Annotated in this window: 20 protein-coding genes; 11 read left to right on the top strand and 9 right to left on the bottom strand. The window is 73.0% G+C overall.

The genetic code is table 11. The features are described from left to right. Positions 1 to 73: 73 nt before the first annotated feature. Positions 74 to 1,741, bottom strand: coding sequence for a hypothetical protein (locus ACEN8D_RS08825; RefSeq protein ID WP_495601236.1), 1,668 nt, complete (start codon positions 1,739 to 1,741; stop codon positions 74 to 76). An 87-nt stretch (positions 1,742 to 1,828) separates the two neighbouring features. Between ACEN8D_RS08825 and pyrE the strand changes: the two genes are divergently transcribed. Both pyrE and ACEN8D_RS08815 read left to right on the top strand, forming a co-directional pair. Further along, a complete protein-coding gene (gene pyrE, locus ACEN8D_RS08820; protein ID WP_022905654.1) occupies positions 1,829 to 2,380 on the top strand; it encodes an orotate phosphoribosyltransferase in 552 nt (183 codons plus the stop codon). Further along, complete coding sequence (locus ACEN8D_RS08815) at positions 2,377 to 4,551, top strand: hypothetical protein (protein ID WP_495601235.1); 2,175 nt, start codon at positions 2,377 to 2,379, stop codon at positions 4,549 to 4,551. The genes pyrE and ACEN8D_RS08815 overlap by 4 nt, the downstream gene beginning before the upstream one ends. A gap of 83 nt (positions 4,552 to 4,634) precedes the next feature. Here the strand turns inward: ACEN8D_RS08815 and ACEN8D_RS08810 are convergent, their stop codons facing one another. Beyond that, a complete protein-coding gene (locus tag ACEN8D_RS08810; protein WP_413400189.1) occupies positions 4,635 to 5,588 on the bottom strand; it encodes an aldo/keto reductase in 954 nt (317 codons plus the stop codon). A 105-nt stretch (positions 5,589 to 5,693) separates the two neighbouring features. Between ACEN8D_RS08810 and ACEN8D_RS08805 the strand changes: the two genes are divergently transcribed. Further along, on the top strand, positions 5,694 to 6,338 hold the full coding sequence (locus ACEN8D_RS08805) for a HEAT repeat domain-containing protein (RefSeq protein WP_413461899.1): 645 nt from the start codon (positions 5,694 to 5,696) through the stop codon (positions 6,336 to 6,338). A gap of 438 nt (positions 6,339 to 6,776) precedes the next feature. Continuing rightward, on the top strand, positions 6,777 to 8,069 hold the full coding sequence (locus tag ACEN8D_RS08800; protein ID WP_254791855.1) for a sodium/calcium exchanger protein: 1,293 nt from the start codon (positions 6,777 to 6,779) through the stop codon (positions 8,067 to 8,069). A gap of 298 nt (positions 8,070 to 8,367) precedes the next feature. Here ACEN8D_RS08800 and ACEN8D_RS08795 read toward each other — a convergent pair whose 3' ends face one another. Continuing rightward, the gene (locus ACEN8D_RS08795) at positions 8,368 to 9,057 is read right to left on the bottom strand and encodes a metal-dependent transcriptional regulator (protein WP_309778327.1); all 690 of its coding nucleotides are present in this window, start codon (positions 9,055 to 9,057) and stop codon (positions 8,368 to 8,370) included. Between the two features lie 22 nt (positions 9,058 to 9,079). Between ACEN8D_RS08795 and ACEN8D_RS08790 the strand changes: the two genes are divergently transcribed. The 3 genes from ACEN8D_RS08790 to ACEN8D_RS08780 all read left to right on the top strand — a co-directional run bounded on the left by ACEN8D_RS08790 (position 9,080) and on the right by ACEN8D_RS08780 (position 12,882). Further along, entirely contained in the window at positions 9,080 to 9,967 is an 888-nt protein-coding gene (locus tag ACEN8D_RS08790) for a CPBP family intramembrane glutamic endopeptidase (protein WP_413399794.1), read from the top strand. Positions 9,968 to 10,140: 173 nt separating this feature from the next. After that, positions 10,141 to 11,937 carry a phosphatase PAP2 family protein gene (locus tag ACEN8D_RS08785; RefSeq protein ID WP_413399793.1) on the top strand — a complete coding sequence of 599 codons (1,797 nt, stop codon included), beginning with the start codon at positions 10,141 to 10,143 and terminating at the stop codon, positions 11,935 to 11,937. A 78-nt stretch (positions 11,938 to 12,015) separates the two neighbouring features. Beyond that, positions 12,016 to 12,882 (top strand): L,D-transpeptidase, encoded by an 867-nt coding sequence (locus ACEN8D_RS08780; protein ID WP_495601234.1) that lies wholly within the window; start codon positions 12,016 to 12,018, stop codon positions 12,880 to 12,882. An 18-nt stretch (positions 12,883 to 12,900) separates the two neighbouring features. Here the strand turns inward: ACEN8D_RS08780 and ACEN8D_RS08775 are convergent, their stop codons facing one another. Together ACEN8D_RS08775 and ACEN8D_RS08770 are read right to left on the bottom strand one after the other, a co-directional pair. Beyond that, positions 12,901 to 13,695, bottom strand: coding sequence for a methyltransferase domain-containing protein (locus ACEN8D_RS08775; protein ID WP_413398545.1), 795 nt, complete (start codon positions 13,693 to 13,695; stop codon positions 12,901 to 12,903). 2 nt (positions 13,696 to 13,697) lie between these two features. Beyond that, entirely contained in the window at positions 13,698 to 14,495 is a 798-nt protein-coding gene (locus ACEN8D_RS08770; protein WP_070417042.1) for an HAD-IIA family hydrolase, read from the bottom strand. A 178-nt stretch (positions 14,496 to 14,673) separates the two neighbouring features. Between ACEN8D_RS08770 and ACEN8D_RS08765 the strand changes: the two genes are divergently transcribed. Both ACEN8D_RS08765 and ACEN8D_RS08760 read left to right on the top strand, forming a co-directional pair. Further along, positions 14,674 to 15,351 (top strand): TetR/AcrR family transcriptional regulator C-terminal domain-containing protein, encoded by a 678-nt coding sequence (locus ACEN8D_RS08765; protein WP_413398544.1) that lies wholly within the window; start codon positions 14,674 to 14,676, stop codon positions 15,349 to 15,351. Between the two features lie 28 nt (positions 15,352 to 15,379). Continuing rightward, positions 15,380 to 16,045: a TrmH family RNA methyltransferase gene (locus ACEN8D_RS08760; protein WP_413398543.1), complete on the top strand. Its 666-nt coding sequence runs from the start codon at positions 15,380 to 15,382 to the stop codon at positions 16,043 to 16,045. Positions 16,046 to 16,116: 71 nt separating this feature from the next. Here the strand turns inward: ACEN8D_RS08760 and ACEN8D_RS08755 are convergent, their stop codons facing one another. Continuing rightward, the gene (locus tag ACEN8D_RS08755; RefSeq protein ID WP_254789380.1) at positions 16,117 to 17,115 is read right to left on the bottom strand and encodes a LacI family DNA-binding transcriptional regulator; all 999 of its coding nucleotides are present in this window, start codon (positions 17,113 to 17,115) and stop codon (positions 16,117 to 16,119) included. Between the two features lie 74 nt (positions 17,116 to 17,189). Between ACEN8D_RS08755 and ACEN8D_RS08750 the strand changes: the two genes are divergently transcribed. After that, positions 17,190 to 17,993 carry an NAD-dependent epimerase/dehydratase family protein gene (locus ACEN8D_RS08750; protein ID WP_413398980.1) on the top strand — a complete coding sequence of 268 codons (804 nt, stop codon included), beginning with the start codon at positions 17,190 to 17,192 and terminating at the stop codon, positions 17,991 to 17,993. Positions 17,994 to 18,005: 12 nt separating this feature from the next. On the opposite strand, the gene ACEN8D_RS08745 is transcribed toward ACEN8D_RS08750, so the two are convergent. The 3 genes from ACEN8D_RS08745 to ACEN8D_RS08735 are packed head-to-tail and all read right to left on the bottom strand — an operon-like array spanning position 18,006 to position 21,435. Next, the gene (locus ACEN8D_RS08745) at positions 18,006 to 20,075 is read right to left on the bottom strand and encodes a YhgE/Pip family protein (protein ID WP_413398979.1); all 2,070 of its coding nucleotides are present in this window, start codon (positions 20,073 to 20,075) and stop codon (positions 18,006 to 18,008) included. Continuing rightward, positions 20,072 to 20,770, bottom strand: coding sequence for a hypothetical protein (locus ACEN8D_RS08740; protein WP_413398978.1), 699 nt, complete (start codon positions 20,768 to 20,770; stop codon positions 20,072 to 20,074). The genes ACEN8D_RS08745 and ACEN8D_RS08740 overlap by 4 nt, the downstream gene beginning before the upstream one ends. Next, positions 20,767 to 21,435 (bottom strand): TetR/AcrR family transcriptional regulator, encoded by a 669-nt coding sequence (locus ACEN8D_RS08735; RefSeq protein ID WP_413398977.1) that lies wholly within the window; start codon positions 21,433 to 21,435, stop codon positions 20,767 to 20,769. Before ACEN8D_RS08735 ends, ACEN8D_RS08740 begins: the two co-directional genes overlap by 4 nt. Before the next feature lie 161 nt (positions 21,436 to 21,596). Here ACEN8D_RS08735 and ACEN8D_RS08730 point away from each other — a divergent pair, with 161 nt between their 5' ends. Continuing rightward, positions 21,597 to 25,250: a S8 family serine peptidase gene (locus ACEN8D_RS08730; RefSeq protein WP_413398976.1), complete on the top strand. Its 3,654-nt coding sequence runs from the start codon at positions 21,597 to 21,599 to the stop codon at positions 25,248 to 25,250. Positions 25,251 to 25,266 lie beyond the last annotated feature (16 nt).

Below are 25,266 nucleotides of genomic sequence, written 5' to 3'. Positions count from 1 at the left end.
ACGAGCCTATACATCCGTTCAGGCACGATCGGCCGTCGCCGCGCGGCTGTGGACAACTTCGCAGGGCGGGCGTTCAGAAGCCGCGTTCCCGCCGGATGGCATCGGCACTGTCGACGACGTCCCGCTGCAGGACGGCGGCGCCCGACGTGCCGGCGTAGTCGTACACGTCGAACCCGGTGCAGTGCGTGATCGTCGCGGGCGGCCCGAGGGAGTCCTCGACGGCGGTCGTCCAGACGTCGCCGGACCCGATCACCACGAAGGTCGGTGTGGCGTCGCGGTAGGCCCCCAGGTCGACGAGCCACGGGTAGGTCTGGAACGTGTCCCGCACCTGCAGCAGCTGCACGTTCGTGGACGCGTACGCGGCGAGCGGGCGGACCGTCCAGAACTGCCCGACCCCGACGACGTCCCGCCCGTCGGCCCAGCGGTCGAGGCAGGCCGCCGGGTCGTAGCGCGCCTGTGCGACCGCGCGGGCGGTGCTCGGTGCGGTGGCGATCCCGGCGAGCAGCACCCCGGCGGCCGCGAGGGCGAGCACGGCCCGGATGCCGCGTCGCGGCCGGTGCACCTGGGTCCGGCGGACGGCGGTGCGGGCGAGCTCGGCGACCGCGACCAGGGCGAGCAGCGGCGCCGTGACGATCGGCTCGAGGTACCGCGGGGTCTCCGATCCCGCGACGACGACCCCGACCGACACCGCCACGACGGTGACGAGCGGGAGCGCTGCGGCGACGAGGACGGTCCGCGAGGTCCGGACCCGCCACGCCCAGACGGTCCCGCCGACCGACAGGAGCACCCCCACGAGCAGCAGGAGCAGCCCCGCGTCGCCCGCCGCCGACCCCGCGCGGTCGTCGGTGAGCGCGGCGAAGAACCCGAGCGTCTCGCCGGCCCGCGACGGCTGGACGTAGGTCGACGGGTCGAGGGACACGAACGGCCGCAGCGGGATCCGCAGCAGGTACCCGACGACGGACCCGAGGGTGAGCGTCCCGGCGAGCAGCCCGACCGGACGCCACGGGAGCCGGCGGGTGAGTGCCAGGAGCACGAGGGTCACGACGACCGGGGCGGCCGACCACGGGACGTACAGCGGGTTCGACGCCGTCGTGCACGCGGCGACGAGGCCGAGCACGACGAGGACCGTGACGGACGCCCGCCCGAGCCGCACCGCACGGAGCACGAGCACCGCGGTGCCGAGCATCGCCAGCACCGCGCCGTAGTAGTACGTCGTCGTGAGGAGCAGGGAGGCGAGCTCCAACGAGGTCGCGGTGGCCGACGACTCGGTGAGCACCAGGAGCGTCACGGACCCGAGGGCGACCGCGGACACCGCGATCCGGGCCGACCGCCGGGCCGCCGGCATGAGCTCGTTCGCCGCGGCCCGGACGAGCGCGTACACGGCGAGCAGCACGAGGACGCCGTTCAGCGCGAGCGCCTGCTGCGGCGTGGCCGTCACGAGGGAGCACAGGAGGTAGACCGGCAGCTCCGGGAAGAAGAACAGCGCCGGGGACATCGCCCACTCGAACGGCTGCCCGAGCTGCATCGACCGTTCGACGAGCGGCAGCAGCACCGAGTCCCCGTCGTACCAGAGCAGGGCGACCCTGGAGGTCGCGACGACGTGGCGCAGGGCGATGACGGCCAGGGCCAGCGCGACCAGGGCGCCCAGGGCCTCCTGGCCGACCGCGAGCCGTCGCGCGCGCCACCGCGAGCCGCCCGTCGGACGCACGACCTCGCTGACCGGGCGCGCGTCGGAGGACATGACCGGAGCGTACCGAGCGTGGCTCGCAGCGCACCCCACCCACACGGGGCAGCGCGCTGCGGGGACGACCGGCTACCCTTGTGGGCTGTGACCGACGCGCGCGACCAGCTCATCCAGTTCATCACGGACGAAGCGGTGTTCCACGGAGACTTCACCCTCACCAGCGGGAAGAAGGCGACGTACTACATCGACCTCCGCAAGGTGAGCCTGGACCACCGTGTCGCCCCCCTCATCGGTCAGGTGATGACCGACCTCATCGGCCAGGTGCCGGACGTCGCCGCCGTCGGCGGGCTGACCATGGGCGCCGACCCCATCGCGAGCGCCGTGCTGCACCAGGCCGCCGCCCGCGGACTCGCCTACGACGCGTTCGTCGTGCGCAAGGAGCCGAAGGACCACGGCCGAGGCAAGCAGGTCGAGGGGCCGGACCTCGCCGGCAAGCGCGTGATCGTGCTCGAGGACACCTCGACGACGGGCGGCTCGCCGCTCAAGGCCGCCGAGGCACTGGAGCGCGAGGGCGCGATCATCGCCGCCGTGGCCGTCGTCGTCGACCGCGACACCGGCGCGAAGGAGAAGATCGAGGCTGCCGGGTACCCGTACTTCGCGGCGATCGGGCTGGCTGATCTGGGGCTGAGCGCGTGACCGAGGAGCGTCCGGACGACGCGCACGAGCCCGACCAGACCGCCGGTCCCGCAGACGGGGACGACGGACTGGAGGCACGGCGCGACTCCGCCCCGGACGCTCCGTTCCACGGTCTCCGCAGTGCCGCCGACATCTTCGGTGCGCCGCGGGGTGCGGACGACTGGCCCTCGCGCCGTGAGCGGCGCGAGGCGGAGAAGACCGCGCGCGAGACCGGCGCACCCCTGCCGGACCCGTTCGAGCCGGTGGTGTCCGACGAGCCCGTGACCCCCGCGTCGTCCGCATCGCCCGCGTCGTCCGCGTCGTCCGCCGAGGACGACTCCACGCAGGCGATCTCGATGCCCGAGCAGCTCGAGGCACCGTCCGAGAACCCCCAGGCCGATGCCGAGGCCGAGCGGGCCACCCTCTCCGACCGGATCCCCGCAGCGGCCCCGGTCCCGCCGTCGTCGACCGCACCGCACCCGTCGTCGATCAGCCTGCCGACCGCCCAGTCCCACCGCGACCAGCGTGCGGCCGAGAACCGCGCGATCGACGAGGAGCGGCGCCGCACCGACCCGTTCGGCGCCGGGCGCGAGGACGTCGACTGGCTCGGTCGGGCCACGGGCTCGCAGCCGGCCGACGCACCCGCTGCCCCCGCATTCCCCGTCGTGCCGCAGCCGGTCGGCGTGGAGAACGTCCTGCCGGCCACCGACGAACCGCCGAGCTTCACGGAGCTGCTCCGCATCGCCGACGGCGAGGGCGAGGGCACCGGTGGGCAGGAGCGCCCGTTCGACTGGGCGATCCGCGACGACGAGGCCGGCGAGGTCCCGGCGACCCTGACCACGAACGCGTTCGACACGACGGCGCTGGCCGGTGGCTCGTGGAGCCTGGCGGACGACTCGGACGACTCGGACGACCCGGACGACGACGTCGTCGCGGGTGCGCTGCCGACCCCGGTCGGCGGGACGCCCGTCGTCGAGCCGACCGCGGCGGTGGAGCCCGGGCGCCCCGCCGACGCGACGGCGGCGCCGGAGGACGAGCCGCGCCTCCAGGCCGACGAACCGACCACGGCGCTGCCCGTCGCCGGCGGCCCGTGGTGGGCCGAGCCGGACGGCACCGTGCCGCCCACGGCTGCCCCGCCGCTGGTCGAACCGGCCGCGTCCGAGGCTGAGCCGAGCGCGTACCCCGCGCACCTGCCTCCGGCGGTCGGGCAGGACCTCGACGCCGTGATGGGCATCCGCGGTCACGAGCCGGCGCCGCAGCGCGACGAGCCGGCACCGCTCCCGGCCGCCGCGCCGGACGACCTCGACCAGTCCGAGTGGGACGGTCGCGAGACCAGCGACACGAGTGCGATCAAGGACCTCTTCGGGACCGAGGCGGTCGGGCAGCTCGGTGGGACCGGGTACGACCCGCACGACACCGGAACGCGCATGATGCCGGCCGTCGGTGCCACGCCGGCGCACGCACCCGCGCCCGAGCGCACGCCCGAGCCACCCGTGGCGCCGGTGCCGTCGGCCTCCGCGGGCGGTGGCGACCGCGACAACTTCATCAACGAGGGCTTCGCCAAGCTCCGGAACGAGGGACAGCGCGGGAAGCGGCTGCTCATCTGGGGCTCGGTGGCGCTCATCGTCGTGCTGCTCGTCGCCGTGTTCGCGCTGACGCGGTGGATCCTCGGCAACTCGATCGAGGAGCGCACGCCGGCGCCGACCTCGACGTCAGCGGCCTCGGCGGCGGCGACCCCGAAGGAGACGCCGTCCGCCGCGGCGTCGCAGCCCTCGTCGGCATCGACCTCGCTCGAGACGCTGCAGTTCGCGACGACGCCGGCGACCCCCGGCGAGCACGCGTGGACCGACCTCGCCGGCGGGGAGTGCCTGTCGCCGTTCACGAACGCGTGGGCGCAGACCTACACGGTCGTCGACTGCCAGACGCCGCACGTCGCCCAGCTCACCGCGCGGCTGCCCGTCTCGGCGAACCAGTGGCCCGGGCCGGACGCGCTCGCGGCCCAGGCGGCCGAGCAGTGCCAGACCTCGGCGGCGTTGAACGCCTCGGCCGCGGCGGCGTACGGCGACGTGCAGGTCCAAGGCTCCTACGCGCCCGACCAGGCGACGTGGGACCAGGGGGACACGTTCATCTCGTGCTTCGTCACCCGGTCGTCGGGCGAAACCATGACGGGGTCGGTCGCGCCGAGCGCGTGAGGGGTCGGGCCGGGCGGACCCGGAACGACATCACCGAGGTCGTACGACATCGATGATGTCGTCCCGGGTCGACCGCGCCGGTGTCAGGCCGCGGCCGATACCTTCCCCGACACGTCGGAGAGGGTCCGCAGCTCGTCGGCGCTGAGCTCCAGCTCCGCCGACGCCAGCAGTGCCGGCAGCTGCTCGGTGTTGCGTGCGCTGGCGATCGGCGCGACGACGTCCGGCTGCGCCTGCAGCCACGCGAGGGCGACCGTCGCGACCTCGGTACCGCGGTCCTGGGCGATCGTGGCGAGGGCGTCGACCACCGCGAGCCCCGCCTCGTTGAAGTAGCCGGAGACCTGGCCCTCGCGGTCCTTGCCGGCGAAGTCCTCCTTCGTGCGGTACTTGCCGGTGAGGAAGCCCGCCGCGAGCGAGAAGTAGGGCACGACCCCGAGGTGCTCGGTGGCGGCCAGGGGAGCGATGTCCGACTCGTACGGCTCGCGGGTGACGAGGTTGTAGTGCGGCTGGATCGCGACGGGCAGGGCGAGGTCGTTCTCCCGCGCGACGCGGATCCACTCCGCCGCCCGCTCCTTCGAGTAGTTCGAGATGGCCGTGTACCGGACGAGACCGTCGCGCACGAGCTGGTCGAACGCGCGCACGGTCTCCTCGAGCGGGGTCGACTCGTCGTCGAAGTGCGCGTAGTACAGGTCGATCCGGTCGGTGCCGAGCCGCTCGAGGCTCGCGCGTGCGGCCGCGGCGACGTTCGCAGCGGAGAGGCCCTGGAACTGCGGGTGCTGGGAGACCTTCGTGGCGATGACGACGTCGTCGCGCTTGCCGGACTTCGCGAACCACGAGCCGATGACCTGCTCGGACTCGCCGCCGGAGTTCCCGGGTGCCCAGGCGGAGTAGACGTCCGCGGTGTCGACGAAGTCACCGCCGGCCGCGGTGTAGGCGTCGAGCACCTGGTGGGAGGTCTGCTCGTCGGCCGTCCAACCGAAGACGTTGCCGCCGAGGGCGAGGGGGAACACCGTGAGGTCACTGGTACCGATGCGGGGCATGGGGATCCTTTCGTGGTCGTGTCGAACGAACCCGCCCACGCTATGCCTCGACCCTTGGCGGGCGGTCTCCGGACGTCACGCAGGACGGTGCGCTTGCATGGGACCATGTCCGCGCTCACCACCGCACTCGCCGACCCGCGCTCGTCCGTCCGCCTCCGCGCCGTCATGGCAGCGGGGACGCACCCGGACCCGGCGGACCTCGACGTGCTGGTGGAGCAGTGCGCCGTCGAGCCGGACTTCTTCGTCCGCGACATGCTCACGTGGGCGCTCATCCGGCTCCCCGCCGACGCGGTCGTCCGTCGGGTGCTGCCCGAGCTCGACCGACCGCTGCCGCAGGCCCGGAGCCAGGCGCTGCACACCCTCTCGAAGATCGGCGACCCCGCGGTCTGGCCGTCGGTGCGGCCCCTGCTGCGGGACTCCGACGTCGGGGTCCTCCGAGCAGCGTGGCGCACCGCTGCCGCACTCGTCCCGGACGCCGAGCGGGACGCTCTCGCCCGGACGCTCGCGGAGCACCTCGGCCGTGGCGACCAGGAGACCCGGCTCAGTCTGTCCCGCGCCCTGGTCGCACTCGGCGAGGACGCCGTGCGACCGATCCTCGGCGACGCCTCGGCGCGCGGTGCGGACGACGTCCGTGCGCACGTGGCCGAGGTCGACCGCCTGCTCCGCGACCCGGACGCCGCGAGTGCCCTCGCCGTCGAGCGCGCCCGCCGCGAGGTCGCCCTCGGCCGCACCCGCTCCGCGAAGGGGTAGCGCGCGCGGCGCCGCGCGTCCCGCGCCGCGCGTCCCGCGCGGCGCGTCCCGCGCGGGGTCGTTCGGTGAGCAGGAACGGTCGAGTCGGCGGGGGTGACCCGACCGTTTCTGCGCACGAAACGCGGTGGGCGCGACCCGATGACGGACGGGAGGCGCGGTGCGGCGCCGCCACGCGCCTCCAGGCCGTTCCGGGGCGGGTCGGGGAACACCCGGATTCGGGACGCCGAACAGGCCGGATCGGCTTGCGCACGCGGATCGGAGCGCGCCAAGGTGGGTGGCGAAGGGGAGTAGCTCCCAGCGCGTGCATCGACACACTGGCCATCACGACGATCGGCCCGGTGCACGTGGCCCTCGAGGCGAGCGAGACCTTCGGCCGTTCCGCCATGGCCGAAGCCGCTCGAGTGTGTGCAGCGTCATGGCTCGACCACGAGGACCACCATGACCGACACCCTGTCTCCCGCTCCGACGCCCGGCGTCGTGGCATCCCGGATGGGCGCCAGCGCCTGGGGCCGCATCGCGATCTGCATCGCCATCGCCCTGCCCGCCGTCGTCTTCCGGATCGGCGGGTTCGCGCCGAACCCCGTCGTCGACCTGCTCGTCTTCGGCGGTGCCGTCGTCGCCGCCTCGTTCCTGCTCGCCTGGGCCGCCGAGGCCGCGCAGAAGGACATAGCCGGCGCCCTCGCGATCGCGATCCTCGCCCTGATCGCCGTGCTGCCCGAGTACGCGGTCGACCTGTACTACGCGTTCCGCTCCGGGTACGACCCCTCGTACGAGCAGTTCGCCGCGGCCAACATGACCGGCTCGAACCGGCTGCTGCTCGGGTTCGGGTGGCCCCTCGTCGTGATCATCTCGCTGCTCGTGGCGCGCCGGTTCGTCCGGACCGGGTCGCTCCCCGCCTCGGCCACCCGGGTGTTGGAGCTCGAACGGTCCTCGCGACTCGACATCGGGTTCCTCGCGCTCCTGGCCCTCGTCGCGTTCCTCATCCCGCTGATGGGCTCGATCCCGATGTGGTTCGGGTTCGTGCTGCTCGCCGCGTTCGTCTGGTACCTCTGGCGGGCGTCGAAGGTCGAGGACGGCGACGACGACGAGGAGGAGATGGTCGGCATGGCGGGCAACATCGCCTCGATGCCGCAGCGTGGGCGTCGCTGGACGATCGTGGCGCTGTTCGTCGTCGCCGCGGCCGTGATCCTGTCCTCGGCGGAGCCGTTCGCGGACGCGCTCGTGCAGTCCGGCAGCGCGCTCGGGATCGACAGCTACTTCCTCGTGCAGTGGCTCGCGCCGCTCGCCACGGAGGCGCCGGAGTTCATCGTCGCCGCGCTCTTCGCGCTGCGGGGGATGGGCGGGGCGGCGATCGGCACGCTCATCGCGTCGAAGGTCAACCAGTGGTCGCTGCTCGTCGGGTCGCTGCCGATCGCGCACGTGCTCGGCGGTGGCACCTCGGGCGGGCTGCCGCTCGACGGTCGGCAGGTCGAGGAGTTCATGCTGACCGCGTCGCAGACCGTGCTCGGCGTGGCGATCATCATCGCGCTGCGGTTCCACCGGTGGTCGGCGATCGGGCTCGCGGCGCTGTTCGCGGTGCAGTTCTTCGTGACGGACACGAACGGGCGGTGGGTGCTCAGCATCGTGCACCTCGTGGCGGCGGTCGTGGTGTTCTGGATCAACCGGCGGGAGATCCTGCCGACGGTGACGGCGCCGTTCCGCCGGGCGTCGTCCCCCGTGCTGCGCGGCTGACGCGCGGGCGCGAGGCGCCGAGGTCGCGTTTTCTGCCGGATGGCGGGCGTGCGGGCGGCGCTTCGTGCGATCTCGGCGGACGTGAGCGGCATGTCGTGCGACCGCGGTGCGCGGCCGACGGGAGGCGCGGTGCGGGCTGGCACCGCGCCTCCCGTCCGTCCCGTGGGCGCGTTCCGGACCTCGTGAGGTCGCGTGTTCTGCCGGATGGCGGGCGGCCGGGCGGCGCTTCGTGCGATCTCGGCGGACGTGAGCGGCATGTCGTGCGACCGCGGTGCGCGGCGCGACGGGCGCGCGGGCGTCAGTCGGCGTCGGGGGCGAGCCAGATCGCGGACGCCGCCGCCGCGGGCAGGTCCACGAGGGACTCCGACCCGTCCGACGACCGCCGGGACACCGCGATGACGCCCGCGTAGTCACGCACCTGCTCCACGCGCAGGTGCGTCCCGAGCCCGACCCCGAGCTCGTCGAAGTACCGCAGCAGCGAGGGGTCGTCGTCGGACACCCGGTCGACGGTGCCGCACGCCCCGGGCTCGACGGCCCCGAGCAGGGTCCCGGGGGAGTCCGGCACGGTGCCGTCCGCGCGGGGGATCGGGTCGCCGTGCGGGTCGTGCGTCGGGTGCCCGAGGTCGGCGTCGACCCGGTCGAGGAAGGTCTCCGACACCGCGTGCTCGAGCGCCTCGGCCTCGGTGTGGACCTCGTCCCACGAGTACCCCAGCCGCTGCACGAGGAACGTCTCGATCAGCCGGTGCCGCCGGACCATCGCCACGGCGACCTGCTGGCCGAGCGGGGTGAGCACGACGCCGTAGTACGGGGTGTGCTCGATGAGGCCGTCGCGGTCGAGCTTCCGGAGGTTGCCCGAGACCGTCGACGCGGACACCTTGAGCGCCGCGGCGATGTCGCGGGTGGCCAGGCCCGTCCCGCCGCGCTCACTCGCCTTCCAGACGAGCTTCACGTAGTCCTCCGCCATCGTGGACAGGGAGGGCAAGCGCATGCCCCAATGGTACAAACGGCAGGTGACCGCCGCCGACCCCTCCCGCCGCCGCCGCTGGCCCGTTCCGCCGTCGCTGCTCGTCGGCCTCGCGCCGCTCGTGGTGTTCGCGGCCGTCAGCGCCTGGCGGGCCCGGCCGAGCGACGACTACCCGACCCTCGGACAGACGGTGGACAGCGTCGTCCGGTCGCTCGTCGTCCCGGAGGGCATCGCCGCCGTCGCACTCTGCGTCGTCGTGACCGGGCTCGGCTGGTGGCGCATCGCGACCGTCGACCCGACGCGCACGCGCCTGCGGTGGACGATGGTGGCGCCGATCCTCATCGCGGTCGTGTGCATCGTGCGGCTGCCGCTCGTGGACTGGTCGGCGCTGCCGGTCCGCTACTTCCTGCTGCTCGCCGTGGGGGTGCTGCTCGTCGGGGTCTTCGAGGAGCTGATGACCCGCGGCGTCCTGCTCGTCGGGCTCCGGCGGCGCCTGCCCGAGTTCGGGGTGTGGATCGCGTCGTGCGCGCTGTTCGGGGTGCTGCACCTGCTCAACGCCCTCGCCGGGGCCGGTCTCGGAGTGACGCTCGTGCAGGTCGTGTTCGCGGCGTCGTTCGGTTCGACGCTCTACGTCACGCGTCGGCTGACCGGGAACCTGCTCCTGCCGGTGCTGCTGCACGCGTTCTGGGACTTCGGGTCGATCGGCCTCTCGGCGACGACGGACGTGCAGGACCCGTCGAAGCTCGTCGTCGTCGGCGTGATCGGGCTGCTGTCCTTCGCTGTCCTCGCGTTCGGGGTCGTCGCCGGCGGGGTGATCGCGTGGCGGGACGACCGGCCGCGCCGCCTGCGGCGCCGGTGGCGGAACGTGCCGCCCATGGGGGCGTACGCGGTGCTGGGCGACGAGCCCCGCCTCTCCCCACTCGGCACGGCCTGACCGCCGCTGACGCGTCGTTCAGGGACCGGCGAGCGTGGGCCCAGTCCGCCGTGTGGTGACGACGGACGGACGGGAGGCGCGGTGCTGCGAGTGCGCACAGGCTGCGGTCCGGTTCACCTCGGCTTGGTGCACCGTTCCCCGCTCGGCAACCACCCGTCCTTAGCGTTCGGCGCATGCACAGATCAGCACTCCGCGGGGTGACCGTCGCCGCCGTCGCGACCGCCCTCGTCGTCGGCTCGCCCCTCGTCGCCACCGCGGCGGGGTACCCGAGCGACACCGCCAAGCCCGACCTCGTCTCCCTGCTGAGCGGGTACGACCAGTACTGGAAGTCGAGCGGGACGAACGACCTGCACGGCACCGTGCTCGATGCCGGGACGCTGGCGGAGAACGACCGGCTGACCTCGTGGATCAACCAGCACGCCACGAAGGCGCAGCAGCTGAAGGCGCTGCAGGACTCCGAGTACCAGAACGCCACGAACACCGCCTACGACCAGTCGATGACGGTGTCGCAGGGCCTCGGTCCGGCACTCGAGAAGATCTACGTCGAGGGTCGGAACGCCGGGAAGCTGCCGCTGACCTCGGCGGTGGTGAACTCCTCGAACGGCACGAGCGGCGCGTACGTCAGCACGGGTGACGCGAAGGCGCACTACAGCTACCCGCGGCCGTACCTGCCGGCGAGCAGCACCGCGACGCTGCCCGCGACCGACGACCAGACCGGCTGCGCCCCGGCGAAGGTGAACGCGTCGTCGCTCGCCGCGAATCGCGCCGGCAAGGCCTGGGCGTCGGCGGACGGGACGCTCGACATCACGCGGGTGCCGGTCGCCACGGACACGTCGCACGAGTTCTCGCCGAACGACGTCGTGCTCGACCCCGGGTACGGCACCGCCGGCATCTGCACGGGCGGCTCGTACCCGAGCGGTCACACCACCACGGCGTACCAGGCAGGCATCACCCTCGCCACCCTCGTGCCGGAGCTGGCACCCGAGCTGCTCGCCCGCGCTTCCGAGGCCGGCAACGACCGCATCGTGCTCGGCGTCCACTACCCACTCGACATCATGGGCGGGCGCATCGACGGCGAAGCGGCACTCGCGGCCCGCTGGTCGGACACCCAGTACCGCACCGAGGTCCTCGAGCCGGCGCGGAAGGAACTCGTCTCGTACCTCGAGCAGCAGTGCGGCGACACGCTCGCGAACTGCATCGCCCACTCGACGGCGTACTCGGACGACCCGTACGGCGGGGCCGCGATCCCCGGTGGCACCGCCCAGGTGGTCACCGACCGCGCCTCGGCCGCGGCGGTCTACCGCGAGCGGATGACCTACGGCTTCGCGGCGACCGGCACCACCGGGCTCGCCCCCTCGGTGCCGACCGGTGCGTCGAACCTGCTCCTCACCGCGTTCCCGACCCTGACCGACGCGCAGCGCACCGCCGTGCTCGCCCAGACCGAGATCGCGTCGGGCTACCCGCTCGACCAGTCCGGTTCGGCCGCGGGCTCGTGGGAGCGTCTCGACCTCGCCGCCGCCACGAGCGCCACGGTCGCGGTGTCGGCCGACGGCACCGCCAAGGTCCTCTCGACCGGCGGCACCGCTCGCGTCGTGACCGGCGTCCTCACGGCGCCGAAGGGCACCTCGGTCGCTGCCGGAGGGTCGCTCGCGCTGGCCGGCACCGGGTTCACCCCGGGGGCCTCGGTCCGGGTCGTCCTGCACTCCACCCCGGTCACGGTGGGCACGCTCACCGTCGCGGCGGACGGCACGGTGTCCGGCAGTGTCACCATCCCGGCCGGCACGGCCACGGGAGCGCACACCATCGACGTGGTCGACGCCTCCGGCGCCTCGGCGCTCGTCGCACCGCTCGCGATCACGGTGACCCCGGCCGCTGCCGGTTCGGGCACGGGCACGGGAACCGGGAGCGGCGGCACCGGCACCGTCGTCGACCCGGGCACGGGCATCCACCTGCCGGTCGTCTCCGGCTGACCGCGGGCCGGCCGGCGTCCGTCCCGTGCGACGGCGCCGGCCGCCTTCCCGTTCCCGTCACCCCTGGAGCACCCCCCCATGCGCACACGCACCCTCTGGACCGCGACCGGCATCGCTGCCGCGGTCGTCCTCGCCGGGGCGGTCGCCGTCCCGTTGCTCGGGTCCACCCCGGTCGCCTCGGAGCCCGTTCCGTCGGCGTCGGCGACGCGGTCCCACGTCGCCCCGGCCGTCCCGCACGTCGGGGCCGCCGCGCTCGCCGCACTGCCGGAGGCGCAGTACTCGGCGGTCATCGGCGGGCTCATGCCGTTCGACCGGACGATCACCTCGGACACCGTGTTCCGGCTCCGGGCCGACGCACCCCTGTTCGGCGCGGCGCGGACCACACCGGTCGCACGGTTCGCCGCCTCCGACTTCCTCCGGCAGCCCACCACGGTCGTCGGGGTCGAGCGCGACGGGGACTGGGAGCGTGTCCTCACCCCGGCGCGCCAGCAGCTGCCCTCGGCCGCCGGGGGATCGGCGGCGGCGCAGACCTCGGCGTGGGTACCGGTGGCGTCGCTCCGGGAGGTGTCGACCCCGACCTCCCGCGTCGTCATCTCGACGACGGACCAGTCCGTGTCGATCGTCTCGTCGGACGGCGGGGCCGTGCAGCGGTTCCGCGCCGGCGTCGGCACGGCGGACACCCCGACGCCGACCGGGGTCACCGGCTACCTCGAGCAGCGGTACGTCGACCCCGCGCAGGGGACCGGCGACCACCCGATCCAGCTGACCTCGCTGCACTCGAGCGCGGCGGACGAGCCGTACGGCGGGCACGACGGCGGGCTGATCGGGCTGCACTGGAACGCGACGACCTCGGGCACGGTGTCGCACGGATGCGTGCGGCTCGACGCCGAGGCGGTGGCGGCGGTGGACGCCCTGCCGCTCGGCACCCTCGTCACGGTCGAGTAGGGCGCCGAGCGGCGGCGATCAGGGCTTGCGGCCGACGGCGAAGACCCGCCGGAACGGGTACACCGTGCCGTGCGCCCCCGCCGGGTACGCCGACCGCAGCGCCGCCGCGTACTCCGCCTCGTACGCCCCGGTCAGGGCGCCGGACGGGTCCGCGGCGTCCAGCGCCTGCAGCGCCGGCCGGAGCCCGGTCCCGCGCACCCAGTCGAGCACCGGATCGACGCCCGGCAGGAGCTGGGTGTAGGTGGTCTCCCACGCGCGGGCCTCGAACCCGGCGTCGAGCATGATGCCGAGGTAGCCCGCCGGGTCGAGCACCGGGTCCTCGCGGAGGACACCGGCCAACGCCGGCGCCCACGGCCCGGAGGCGGCGACGGACCGCATGAGCGCGTGCGACGTCGACCCGAAGTTGCCCGGCACCTGCATCGCGAACCACGACCCGGACGGCATCGCGTCGAGCCACCGCGGCAACAGCGACACGTGCGACGGCACCCACTGGAGCGCCGCGTTCGTCACGACGACGTCGTCCGTGGGACCTGGCGTCCAGTCCTCGATCGAGCCCAGCTCGAACGACAACCCGGGGCCGGTCGGCGCCGACGCCAGCATCTGCGCCGAGCTGTCGATCCCGACCACCGACGCGGAAGGCCACCGCGCTGCCAACGTGGCGGTGAGGGTCCCGGGGCCGCAGCCGAGGTCGACGACGCGACGTGGCGCCTCCTGGCCCGCACCCGCCGGCCACGCGATCTGCGCGACGAGGTCGTGGAAGGGCCGCGCGCGGTCGTCCGCGAAGGCGGCGTAGCGCGACGGATCCCAGCGCATCGCTACAGCTCCACCTCGAAGGGTTCGGTGCGGACGAGCTCGTGGACGCCGGAGATGACCTCGCTCGGGCGGAAGGGGTAGCGGTCGATCTCGGCCTGGTCGCTGATGCCGGTCATGACGAGGACGGTGTGGAGTCCTGCTTCGATGCCGGCCTGCACGTCGGTGTCCATCCGGTCGCCGATCATGCCGGTGTTCTCGGAGTGGGCGCCGATCCGGTTCATCGCCGAGCGGAACATCATCGGGTTCGGCTTGCCGACCACGTACGGCTGCTTGCCGGTGGCCTTCTCGATCATCGCGGCGATGGCGCCGGTCGCCGGGAGGACCCCCTCGGCCGACGGGCCCGTCGCGTCGGGGTTCGTGACGATGAAGCGGGCGCCGTCGCGGATGAGGCGCACGGCCTTGGTGATCGCCTCGAACGAGTAGTTGCGGGTCTCACCGACGACGACGTAGTCGGGGGCGGTCTCGGTCATGATGAAGCCGGCCTCGTGCAGGGCCGTGGTCATGCCGGCCTCGCCGATGACGAACGCGGAGCCACCGGGCATCTGGGACTTGCAGAAGTCGGCGGTGGCGAGGGCGCTCGTCCAGATGCGCTCCTCGGGGACGTGGATGCCGGACCAGCGGAGCCGGGCGCTGAGGTCGCGCGGGGTGAAGATCGAGTTGTTCGTCAGGACGAGGAACTCCGTGCCCTCGTCGAGCCACTGCTGGATCAGCTCCGGCGCCCCGGGGAGCGCCTGGTTCTCGTGCACGAGCACGCCGTCCATGTCGGTCAGCCAGCACTCGACCTCGTCGCGGGTTGCCATGCCCCTCACCCTAGTGCGCGCCCGTGACGGCCCGGCTCGGCGTCGGCTCGGAGAAGGCCGGGAGGCACGGATCGGCTCTTGCGCGCCGGTCGCGGACCCGAGATGGTCGAGACACCGAACGCCGGTCGGCTTTGCCCTAGGCTTTTCGGGACACGTATTGGAAGAAGGAGGACGCCCCGTGCTCGTCGAACCCGGAACCCCGCCCGTCGCACCCCGGCCCGTCACGGCGCCGGAGCAGGCCGAGGCGACCCCGCGACGACGCCGTGGCCGCCCCAACGTCCTCAGCCGCGAGCAGGTGATCGACGCCGCGACGGCCATCGCGAACGAGGACGGCCTCGACCGGCTGTCCTTCCGCGCGCTCGGCGTCCGGCTCGGCGTCGCACCTATGACCGTGCACCGGACGATCGGCGGCCTCGACGACCTGCACGCCGAGCTCGTCCGCCGCACGGTCGACGAGTTCACCGCGACGTTCGTCTGGCCGGACGAGTGGCACGCGGTCGTCCGGACGTTCGCCACGACCTTCCGCGACCTCATGCTGACCCACCCCCTCGTGCTCGAGTCGCACAGTCGCCGCGGGGCCCTGGTGTCGACGGAGTCCGACGCCGTCGTGGCGAAGGTCGTCGGTGCGCTCCGGTCGGCCGGCCTGCCCGACGCCGAGGCGATGTACGCGTTCTTTGTCGTGTACGACTTCGTGGTCGGGCACACCGGCGTGCAGGTCGGCCGAGGCTCGGCCGCGGCCGGTCGTCCGGAGCGGCACCAGCTCGTGGCGGAGATCCTCGGTTCGCACTCGTACCAGGACCGGTTCGCGCTGGGGCTCGACGTCCTCATCGCGGGGATCGAGTCCCGGATCCGGTGACCGGCGACCCCGCCGTACGCTTGGGGGCGTGACCGCAGTCCCCGAACCGTCCCACGAGCGGACGACGAACGGGGTCGGGCCGCACCCCGAGCCCTGGCCGGACGATCCGCGGCTCGACCCGGAGCTCCTGGCGACCGGGGACACCCGCAACGTCGTCGACGGGTTCCGCTACTGGTCGATGGACGCCATCGTCGCCGAGCTCGACACGCACCGCCACGCGTTCGACGTGGCGATCGAGAACTGGCAGCACGACCTCAACATCGGATCGATCGTGCGGAGCGCCAACGCGTTCCTCGCCGGCACCGTGCACATCGTCGGGCGCCGTCGGTGGAACAAGCGCGGCGCGATGGTCACCGACCGGTACCAGCACGTGCGGTACCACCCCGACGTCGCCGCCTTCCTCGAGGCCATGCGCGACGAGGGGCGCCCGGTGATCGCGATCGACAACACCCCCGGGGCCTCCCGCATCGAGACGGCGCCGATCCCGGAACGGTGCGTGTTCCTGTTCGGCCAGGAGGGCCCCGGGCTGACCGACGAGGCCGTCGCCGGGGCGGACGGACACCTCGAGATCACGCAGTTCGGGTCGACGCGGAGCATCAACGCCTCGGCGGCCGCGGCGATCGTCATGCACAGCTGGGTCGTCCAGCACGCGGAGATCGACCGCACCAGCCGGGCCGACGGCACCGCGCGCTGAACCCTGCACCTGTCGGCCGCAGCCGGCGGGGCGGGGGTGAGCCGCGCCTCCAGTCCGCTGCCGCGTCGGCGTCAGCGCGCCGCGGTGGTGCGCCGCGCGACCAACCGGGGCTCGACCAGGACCTCGGTCGCCGCCGACGTCGGGTCGGCGATCCGCGCGAGGAGCCGCTCGCCGGCGCCGCGCCCGATCTCGACACTGCGGTCGTCGATGCTCGTGAGCCCCACGTACCGCGTCGCCGCGAGCGGGGTGTCGTCGTAGCCCATGACCGACACGTCCTCGGGGACGCGCAGCCCACGCTCGGCGAGCTCGGACAGGGCGCCGAGCGCCATCACGTCGTTCGCGGCGAAGACGGCCGTCACCTCGGGGTGCGCGTCGAGGAGTTGCGCCAGGGCGCGCGACCCGGCCTCCTCGGTGGGCTCGCCCGGGAGCACGACCGTCGTGACCTCGGCGCGGCCGTCGACACCGGCGCTGAACCCCGTGCGTCGTTCGTCGGACGCGGCCGACGAGGCGCCGACGAACCCGAGGCGCGTGTGGCCGAGGGCGAGCAGGTGCTCCGCGGCCATCGCCCCGCCCGCGCGGTCGTCGTTCGCCACGGTGTCCGCGCGGGGGATCGCGACGCGGCCGCCGGCGATGACGAGCGGGGTCGAGGCGGGGATCGCGAGGTCGGTGTCGGGCTCGCCGGCGATCACGATCCCCTCGACGCGCATGGACAGGAAGCCCTCGACCGGCGAGGCGTCGAGTCCGGTGTTGAGGAAGCGGTCCGCGACGACGAGTCGGTGGCCCTGGTCCTGCAGTGCCTCGCGCAGCCCGGTCAGCAGGTCGACGAACCACTGGTTCCGGAAGTCGTCGAGGACGACGCCGATCGTCCGGGAGCGCGTACCCGCGAGCGACACCGCGGCCGTCGAGGGGCGGTAGTCGAGCTCCTGGATCGCCTTGAGCACCGCGTCACGCCGCTGCTGGCTCACCCGCGGGGAGCGCTGCAGGACGAGCGACACGAGGGACTTCGAGACCCCGGCGCGCGCGGCGACGTCGTAGATGGTCGCGGGTTTGCCGGCTCCCATGATCTGCATCGACCTCCGTGGCTCTCCCGTCGATGGTAGCGGGGGCGGCGCGCGGGCGGCGCGCCGGGGGTAGCGTCCGGGCAATGGCGACGCTGCTCATCACCGGGGCCGCAGGACGGATCGGCGCTGCACTCCGGCCCCGACTCCTCGCGGCCGGTCACGACCTCGTGCTGCTCGACGAGCGGACCCCGGACGACCCACCGACCGGTGGTGAGCGCTTCGTGCCCGGGTCGGTGCACGATGCCGATGCCCTCGACGACGCGCTGATCGGCGTCGACACCGTCGTCCACCTGGCGGGCATCCCGACCGAGGCCGCGTGGGACGACCTCGTCGCGGCGAACCTCACCGGGACGAAGAACGTGCTCGAGCGAGCGGCCGCGGCCGGGGTCCTCCGGATCGTCCAGGCGAGCTCGATCCACGCCGTCGGCCGAGTGCCCGAGCCGCTCGACGAACCGGGGAGCGTGCCCGGGGACCGGCTGCCCCGTCCGGACACGTACTACGGCGTGACGAAAGCCGGGATGGAGCTCCTCGGCAGTCTCTTCGCCGACCGGTTCGGGATGTCGATCGTCTCGGCACGCATCGGGGCGTTCGGCGAGCAGCCGTCGTCCGGTCGTGCGCTCCTGATGTGGAGCTCGCCGGACGACCTGGTGCGGTTGGTGCTGGCGACGGTCGCGCTCCGGGACCCGGGGCACCACGTCGTGTGGGCGCTGTCCCGGAACACCGGGTCCCCGGCCGACCTCACCGCGGGGGAGCGGATCGGCTTCGTGCCGGTCGACGACGCCTCGGGCGTGCTGGACCCCGACGCCCGTGCGGCCCTGCCCGCCGAGGACCTCCGCTACCTCGGCGGCGACATGGTCGAGCTGCCGCTCGGCCGGAGCCGTCCCTGAGCAGCCTCCGCGCTACCCGATCAGGCTCGGGCGCAGGTCGCGCAGTGTCCGCGACCGCGTCTGCCGCGCCGTCACGACGAACGACACCAGGAGCGCCCCGAGCAGCCAGCACGCGAGCACGCCCGCGTCCGACCACGCCGCACCGAGGTCCCCGCCGTACATCGTCTGCCGGATCGCGTCGACCGAGTACGTCATCGGCAGCGCGAAGTGCAGCGCCGCCAACGGCCCCGGCAGCGTCTGCCACGGGAACGTCCCGCCGGCGGTGACGAGCTGCACGAGCATGAGCACCAGGCCGAGGAACTGCCCCACCGAGCCGAGCAGCACGTTCAGCGCCATGATGATCGCCGCGAACGTGGCCGATGCCAGCACCATGACCCCGATCGTCGCCCCGGCGTGCACGACGTTCAGGTCGAGGGCGAACCGGACGATGAAGAAGAGCGCCACCATCTGCACGAGTCCGAGCAGCGCCGGCGTCAGCCATCCGCCGAACACCACCGCGAGGGGCTTCCGCACCGCGGTGATCGCCCGCTTCGAGATCGGCTTGAGGATGAGGAACAGCGCGTACATGCCGATCCAGGCCGCGAGGGAGATGAAGAACGGCGCGAGACCGGCCCCGTAGTTGTCCGCCGCCGCGACGTTGTCGTCCCCGACCTTGACCGGGTCCGAGATCACCGACGCCTGGTCCTCACGCTGCGAGGCGTTCGACGCCGGGATCTTCGTGCGGCCCTCGTCGAGCTTCGAGGCGAGCTCGGACGAGCCGCTCTGCAGCTTCGTCAGCCCGGACGCCAACGACTTCGCGCCGTCGTCGGCCGAGGCCGCTCCGGACGCCAACGAAGCCGCACCGGACGACAGCGTGGGCGCTGCCGACGCGAGCTGCGAGGTGCCAGAGGCCACCTGCGACGAGCCCGACGCCAACTGCGCAGCACCGTCCGCAGCGGAGGAGACCCCGCCGGCCAGGGTGGGGGCCGCCGTCGCCAGGGCGGAGGTGCCGGCCGCGACCTGGGCGGACCCGTCGCGCAGCTGGTCGACGCCCTCGAGCGCGGCCTTGGCCTTCGCGAGGTCGGCCTTCGTCTTGTCGTCACCGAGCTGCGCCTCGACGGTGGAGGTGATGACCGCCTGCACCTCCGGCGTCAGTTCCACCCCACGGTCCGCGGCGGCCTTCGTGATCGCCGCCGTCACGGTGTCGGGGGAGAGGCCGTTCAGCGCGTCGAGCGCCGGATCGGTCTGGTCGGCAAGTGCCTTGTTGCCGGCCGCGACCTGCTGTGCACCGTCGTTCAGCTGCGCGGTCTGCGCCGGCAGCGACGCGGTCTGCTGCTTGGCCGTCTGCAGCCCCGAGGACAGCGTCGCCGCCCCGGAGGCGACCTGCTGGGCGCCCTGGTCGAGCGCAGCGGTCTGCGACGGCAACGCGGCGGTCCCGTCCGCAAGCGTCGCCGCGCCGGAAGCGAGCTTGCCGGTTCCGTCCGCGAGCGTGGCCGCGCCCGACGCAGCGGACTTCGCACCGGAGGCGAGCTGCCCCGCGCCGTCGACCGCGTCGCCCAGGCTGTCGCGCACGTCGGCGAGGCCCACGAGCAGGGTCTTCGCCGCCTGCTTCCCGACCCGCTCGGCGACGGCGGTGCGCATCGTCTTGCCCGCCTGCTCCGCGATGGTCGAGGCGAGGTACGAGTTCGTGTCCGCCGTCGTCATCACGAGCTCGGCACGCTTCGGGTCGTCGGACTGTGCGGAGACGAGGGACTCAGAGAAGTCGTGCGGGATCGTCACGACGAAGTCGTACGTGCCGTTCCGGACGCCGGAGCGCGCGTCGGCCGCGGTCGTCTTCGTCCACCTGAAGTCGGCGCCGTCGATGGCCTCCTTCGTGACGTCCTTGCCGTAGTCGACGTGGTCGCCGTCGAGCGTCGCCCCGGCGTCCTGGTCGACGATGGCGGCGGGGACCTGGTCGAGCTTCGCGTACGGGTCGCGGTTCGCCCAGAGGTAGGCGCCGCCGTACAGCAGCGGCACGACCATGAGCGCGATGAACGCGAGTCGTGCGAGCGGGGTCGCGGTGAGTCGCGCCAGTTCGGCGCGGACGAGCGAGGTGGTGGTCACGCGGTCGCCTCCGTGGGCAGGTGGTCGGTGTCGGACTGGAGGCGCGGGTCGTCTCCGTCAGGTCGGGCCACGTCCTCGGGGTCCTCGGTCTGGATGGTGTCGAGCAGGTGTTCGACGGTCGCGGCTGCGGCCTTGGATGTCACGAGCACGACGGTCACGCCGCGGCGGGCGACGTCGCGGACGACCGCGAACCACCCCTCCACGGCGCCGCCGTGCCGTTCGGGCGAGGTGACGACGAGCCCGGTCACCCCGTCCCGCAGCAGGGCGAGTTCGACGAGGAGCCGGACCCGCACGTCGGTCGGGACCCGCTGCACGTGCGTGTCGGCGTAGTCCCGCAGCCCGAGCTCGTCGAGCACGGTGTCGACGTGCTCACGGGAGGGCCGCTGTCCGGCGAAGGCGAGCTCCTCGCGCACGATGCGCTTGAGGCTCATCACGGGGAAGGGCTCGGCGATGCCCGGCGTGTCCACGAGGGCGAACGTCCTCCGGACCGCCGCGGCGTCGTCGTGCCCGTCGAGCAGCACGCGACCGGTCTCGGGCCGCATGCGCCCGCCGGCGACGAGCGAGGCGAGCACGGGTGCCTGCTCCGTCTCGACGGCGACGACACCCGGGCGGCCGGGGGCGGCGACGGCGGAGACGACGGGCAGCGCGGCACCGGGCTCGTCGCCGATGCCGACGTGGTCGAGTTCGAGCGTCATGCGCGGTCCTTCTCTGTGGAGGCCTTCGTGGTGGTGGTGGTGGAGGCGGCCGGCTCGGAGAGCGAAGCGGTGCGCCAGTCGATGCCGGCCATCCCCAGCGCCGAGAGGACGACCATGCGGCGTCCGTCGTCGTCGGAGGTGCCGGAGCGCGTGGCCTCGTCGAGCACGGCGATGCAGGCGCCCTCGACGAGCCGGCCGAGCGTCGCGGGGTCGACGTCGTCGCGCATGGTGCCGTCGGCGATCCCGAGGGCGCACGCGTCGCGGACCTGGGCGCGCAGGGGTGCGAACACCGCGGCCACGGACTCGCTGAACGGGCTGCGGATCGCGACCCTGGCCATCGATCGGACGTGGGACACCTCGGACCACAGCGTCACCGCGATGGCGGCGAGCCGAGCGGCCGGTGGGAGTGCACCGAGGTCGGCCGCGGTCGGCATCGCACCGGCGACACGGGCGGCCCCGGCGGTGACGACCTCGCGCACGAGGTCGTCACGGGAGGGGAAGTGTCCGTAGACCGCACGCCGGGAGAGTCCCGCGGCGGACGCGATCGTCTCGAGCGAGACGTCCGGGTCTGCCTGCAGTGCGGTCTTCGCCGCCTCGATCAGGGCGGCCCGGTTCTCCGTCGCGTCCCGGCGGGGAGCGCGTGCGGGCTGGTCAGGAGTGGTCACGCACCCCATCGTAATAACGTGCACACACGTGTGCAAGTTATCAGTTCCAACACCCCCGTCAGGGGGTGGTCCCCCAAAGTGCCGACTGCGCTCCCTGAGAGCAAGCGCATAACTTCACAGCAATTCCATGAAGAACACGGACGGAGCCAGGAGTGCGCCTTTTGAACCGTGCAACACCGAACGACAACCCGAACCCGAACCCGCATCGCATCGCACGCGTCCTGACCGCCGGCATCGCCGCCGCGGCCCTCGCGTGCGGTGGGCTCGCCGTCGGTGGGGCGGCCTCCGCGGCACCGTCCGGCCTCTCGCCCGCCGACCTGAAGATCGCGCAGCCGCTGCGTGACGCGAAGCCCCAGAAGACGATCGCGGCGTTCGTGCGCACGACCGGCCAGGGCGCCCTCGAGGTCGACGCGAAGGCCAAGGGCGGCGACCTGACGAAGTCGAAGACGCAGTCCTCGGCCGCGAAGCAGCGCGTCAAGGCGATCGGCTCGACCGTCGACGCGGTCCGCGCTGCCGTCAAGCAGTCCGACGCGGACGCCACCGAGCTCTACTCGACCGAGTACACCGTCCCGGGCATCGCCGTCGTCGCCGACGTCGAGGCGCTTCGGAAGGTCGCGGCGCGCTCCGACGTCGCGAGCATCATCCCGCTCACGCCGAAGAAGGTCGTCGAGCCGACGGTCAACGAGGACGCTTCGGCGGCCCCGTCCGGCGTCGACCCGAGCCTCGCGAAGCCGGGAGCGGACGGCGTCAGCCCGAAGAACGCGGCGAGCGACGTGTACACGCGGGCGCTCAACGCGTGGCAGCAGACCGGCCACACCGGCAAGGGCGTCAACGTCGCCGTGCTGGACACCGGCCTCGACTACACCCAGGCGGACTTCGGCGGCCCCGGCACCACGGCCGCCTACGACGCTGCCCTCGCCTCGACGAGTGCACCTGCCGAGGGCTCGTACGACCCGCAGAAGTTCCTCGGCGGGTACGACTTCGCCGGGCCGACCTACAACGCGGACCCGACCGACCCCGACACCTACCAGCCGGTGCCCGCGCCGGACGACAACCCGATCGACGGCAAGGGCGGCGACCACGGCACGCACGTGTCCGGCACGATCGCCGGCTACGGCCTCGACGCCGACAAGCAGACCTTCGACGGCGACTACACCAAGCTCACCACGCAGCAGGTGCAGGACATGTGGATCGGTCCGGGCACCGCGCCCGAGGCCGGCCTCTACGCCCTCAAGGTGTTCGGTGACAACGGCGGCTCGACCGACCTCACCGGCGCCGCACTCGACTGGGTCGGCCAGTCGCTGACCGAGGGCAAGGACATCAACGTCCTCAACCTGTCGCTCGGCTCCGACTACGGCGCGCCGGACGACCCCGACAACGCGAAGATCGACGCGCTCACCGCCCGCGGTGTCCTGCCCGTGATCGCCTCGGGCAACGCTGACGACTTCACCGACATCGGTGGCTCGCCCGGGAACGCCGAGGGTGCCCTGACGGTCGCCGCCAGCGCCACCGGCCAGTCGCTCTACGACGGTGTCCAGGTGACCGCCCCGTCCGCCGTCGCGAAGAACTACCGCGCGCAGTACTCCCAGAACTTCCAGGGCACGCTGCCGGTCGAGGGCGACGTCGTCGTCCCGACCACGAACGTCGACGGCTGCACGCCCTTCACGGGTGCGGACGCCGCTGCCGTCGCGGGCAAGGTCGTCTGGCTCAAGTGGACCGACGCCGCGCTCGAGTGCGGGTCCGGGGTCCGGTTCGGCAACGTCCAGGCAGCCGGCGGCGTCGGCGTGCTCCTCGCGGGCACGATCAACACCTTCAGCTCGGGCATCGCGGGGAACGCGACCATCCCGGGTGCCGAGCTGACCAAGGACAGCGTGACGAGCCTCCTGGCCTCTGCCAAGGCCGGGACCCTGCACGTGAAGTTCGCCGACGAGCTCAAGGGCTTCGAACTCGCCACCGACCCCGAGGCCGTGAACACGCTGGCGTCGTTCACCAGCCGCGGTGTCCACGGTTCGTTCGGTGACATCGTCAAGCCGGACATCGCCGGCCCCGGGGTCAACGTGATCTCCGCGGCCAACGGCACCGGTGACGACCGCATGTCGATGAGCGGCACGTCGATGGCGACGCCGGACGTGGCGGGCATCGCCGCGCTGACGTTCGAGTCGCACCCGACCTGGTCGGCCCCGGACGTCAAGGCCGCGCTCATGAACACGGCCACGCACGACGTCAAGGACGGCTCCGGCACGGCGACCCTGCTGCGCCAGGGCACCGGTCGCGTCGACGCCCTGCAGGCCGTCACCGCCGACACCACCGTGAAGAGCGTGGAGAACGGTCAGCTCGTGACCGCCTCGTTCGGTGTCGTCGAGGTCGCGGGCAAGACCAGCGAGACCCGGTCGCTCCTCATCGAGAACACCGACTCCACGGCCCACACCTACGACGTGGCCTACCAGCCGCAGGTGTCCCAGCCGGGTGTCGCGTTCTCGCTCAGCACGAAGCGCGTCACCGTCGGCCCCGGTCGCGGTGCCGTCGTGGACCTGACCTTCACGGTCGCCGACCCGACGCAGCTCCGCCGCGTCATCGACCCCACCCAGGAGTCGGTGCAGCAGGGCTACCAGCGGGAGTTCGTCACCGCCGCGACCGGTCTCGTGACCTTCACCCCGACCGACAAGACGCTCGACCCGCTGCGCCTCGGCACGTACGTCGCGCCGAAGCCGGTCAGCGCCGTGCGCGGTTCGGGTGTGTCGTTCACCGGGTCCCAGAAGACCGCGAACCTCGCGCTGAGCGGCCGCACGGTCGACCAGGGCGGCCTGACCTCGGGCTACCACGCCGCGGTCGCGCCGTTCGTGCTCGGCGGGACGGACGGCGTGGAGTCGTTCCCGACCGGTTCGGCGTCGCAGTCGCTCAAGGCCGCCGACGTCCGTGCCTACGGCGTCAGCTACGACAAGGCGTCGGACACCCTCGCGTTCGGTGTGCAGACGGCCGGCCCCGACGCCAACCCGGGCGCCGTGACCAACGTCGAGGTGTTCATCGACACGAACGGCGACGGCAAGGACGACTACCTCGTCTACGACGCGAAGTCGTCCGTGGTCGACGCGACGCTCGTCACGACGATCGACCTCAACGCGACGTCCGACGACGACGCCGTGGTCGACGCCTTCCCGCTCAACGGCGGTGCCCCCGGCCAGGACGTCAACACGTTCGACAGTGCCGTCAAGGTGCTGCCGGTGACGGCCTCGGCGATCGGTGCCGCGGGCAAGACCATCTCGTACCGGGTGGAGACCGAGTCGGCGTACGCGCCGGGCGCGGCCACCAGCGGGTCCTCGGTGGTCGACGTGACCTCGACGGCGAAGTTCAACCTCGCCAAGCCGACGCTCACGTTCGCCCAGGGCGGTCAGGGCGGCACGCTGTTCGCCGACAAGGGTTCGCTCCAGGTGACCCGCGGCGCCGGTGTGGCCAGCGCCCGGATCCTGCTGCTGCACCTCGGCAACGCGGTCGGCAGCCAGGCCCAGAGCGCCGCGGCGACCTGGGTGGCCCCGGCACTGACGCTCGTCAAGGGCAGTGCGGTCTCCATCAGCGGCAAGCCGACGGTCGGCACGAAGCTCAAGGCGAACCACGGCACGTGGAACGGCTCGGGCGTCACGTACTCGTACCAGTGGCTCCGTGACGGCAAGGCGGTGAAGAGCGCGACGAGCTCGTCCTACAAGCTCGGCACGCCCGACGCCGGCCACACCTTCTCGGTGAAGGTCGTCGCGACGGCGAAGGGCTACCAGGACGGCACGTCGACCTCGAAGTCGACCGCCAAGGTCGCTCGCCGCTAGGCACCGACACCACCAC

This window comes from Curtobacterium sp. Curtsp22 (genome assembly GCF_059492135.1).
Note: the sequence above shows the minus strand (reverse complement) of the source record. Positions and strands in the feature narration are given on the sequence as shown.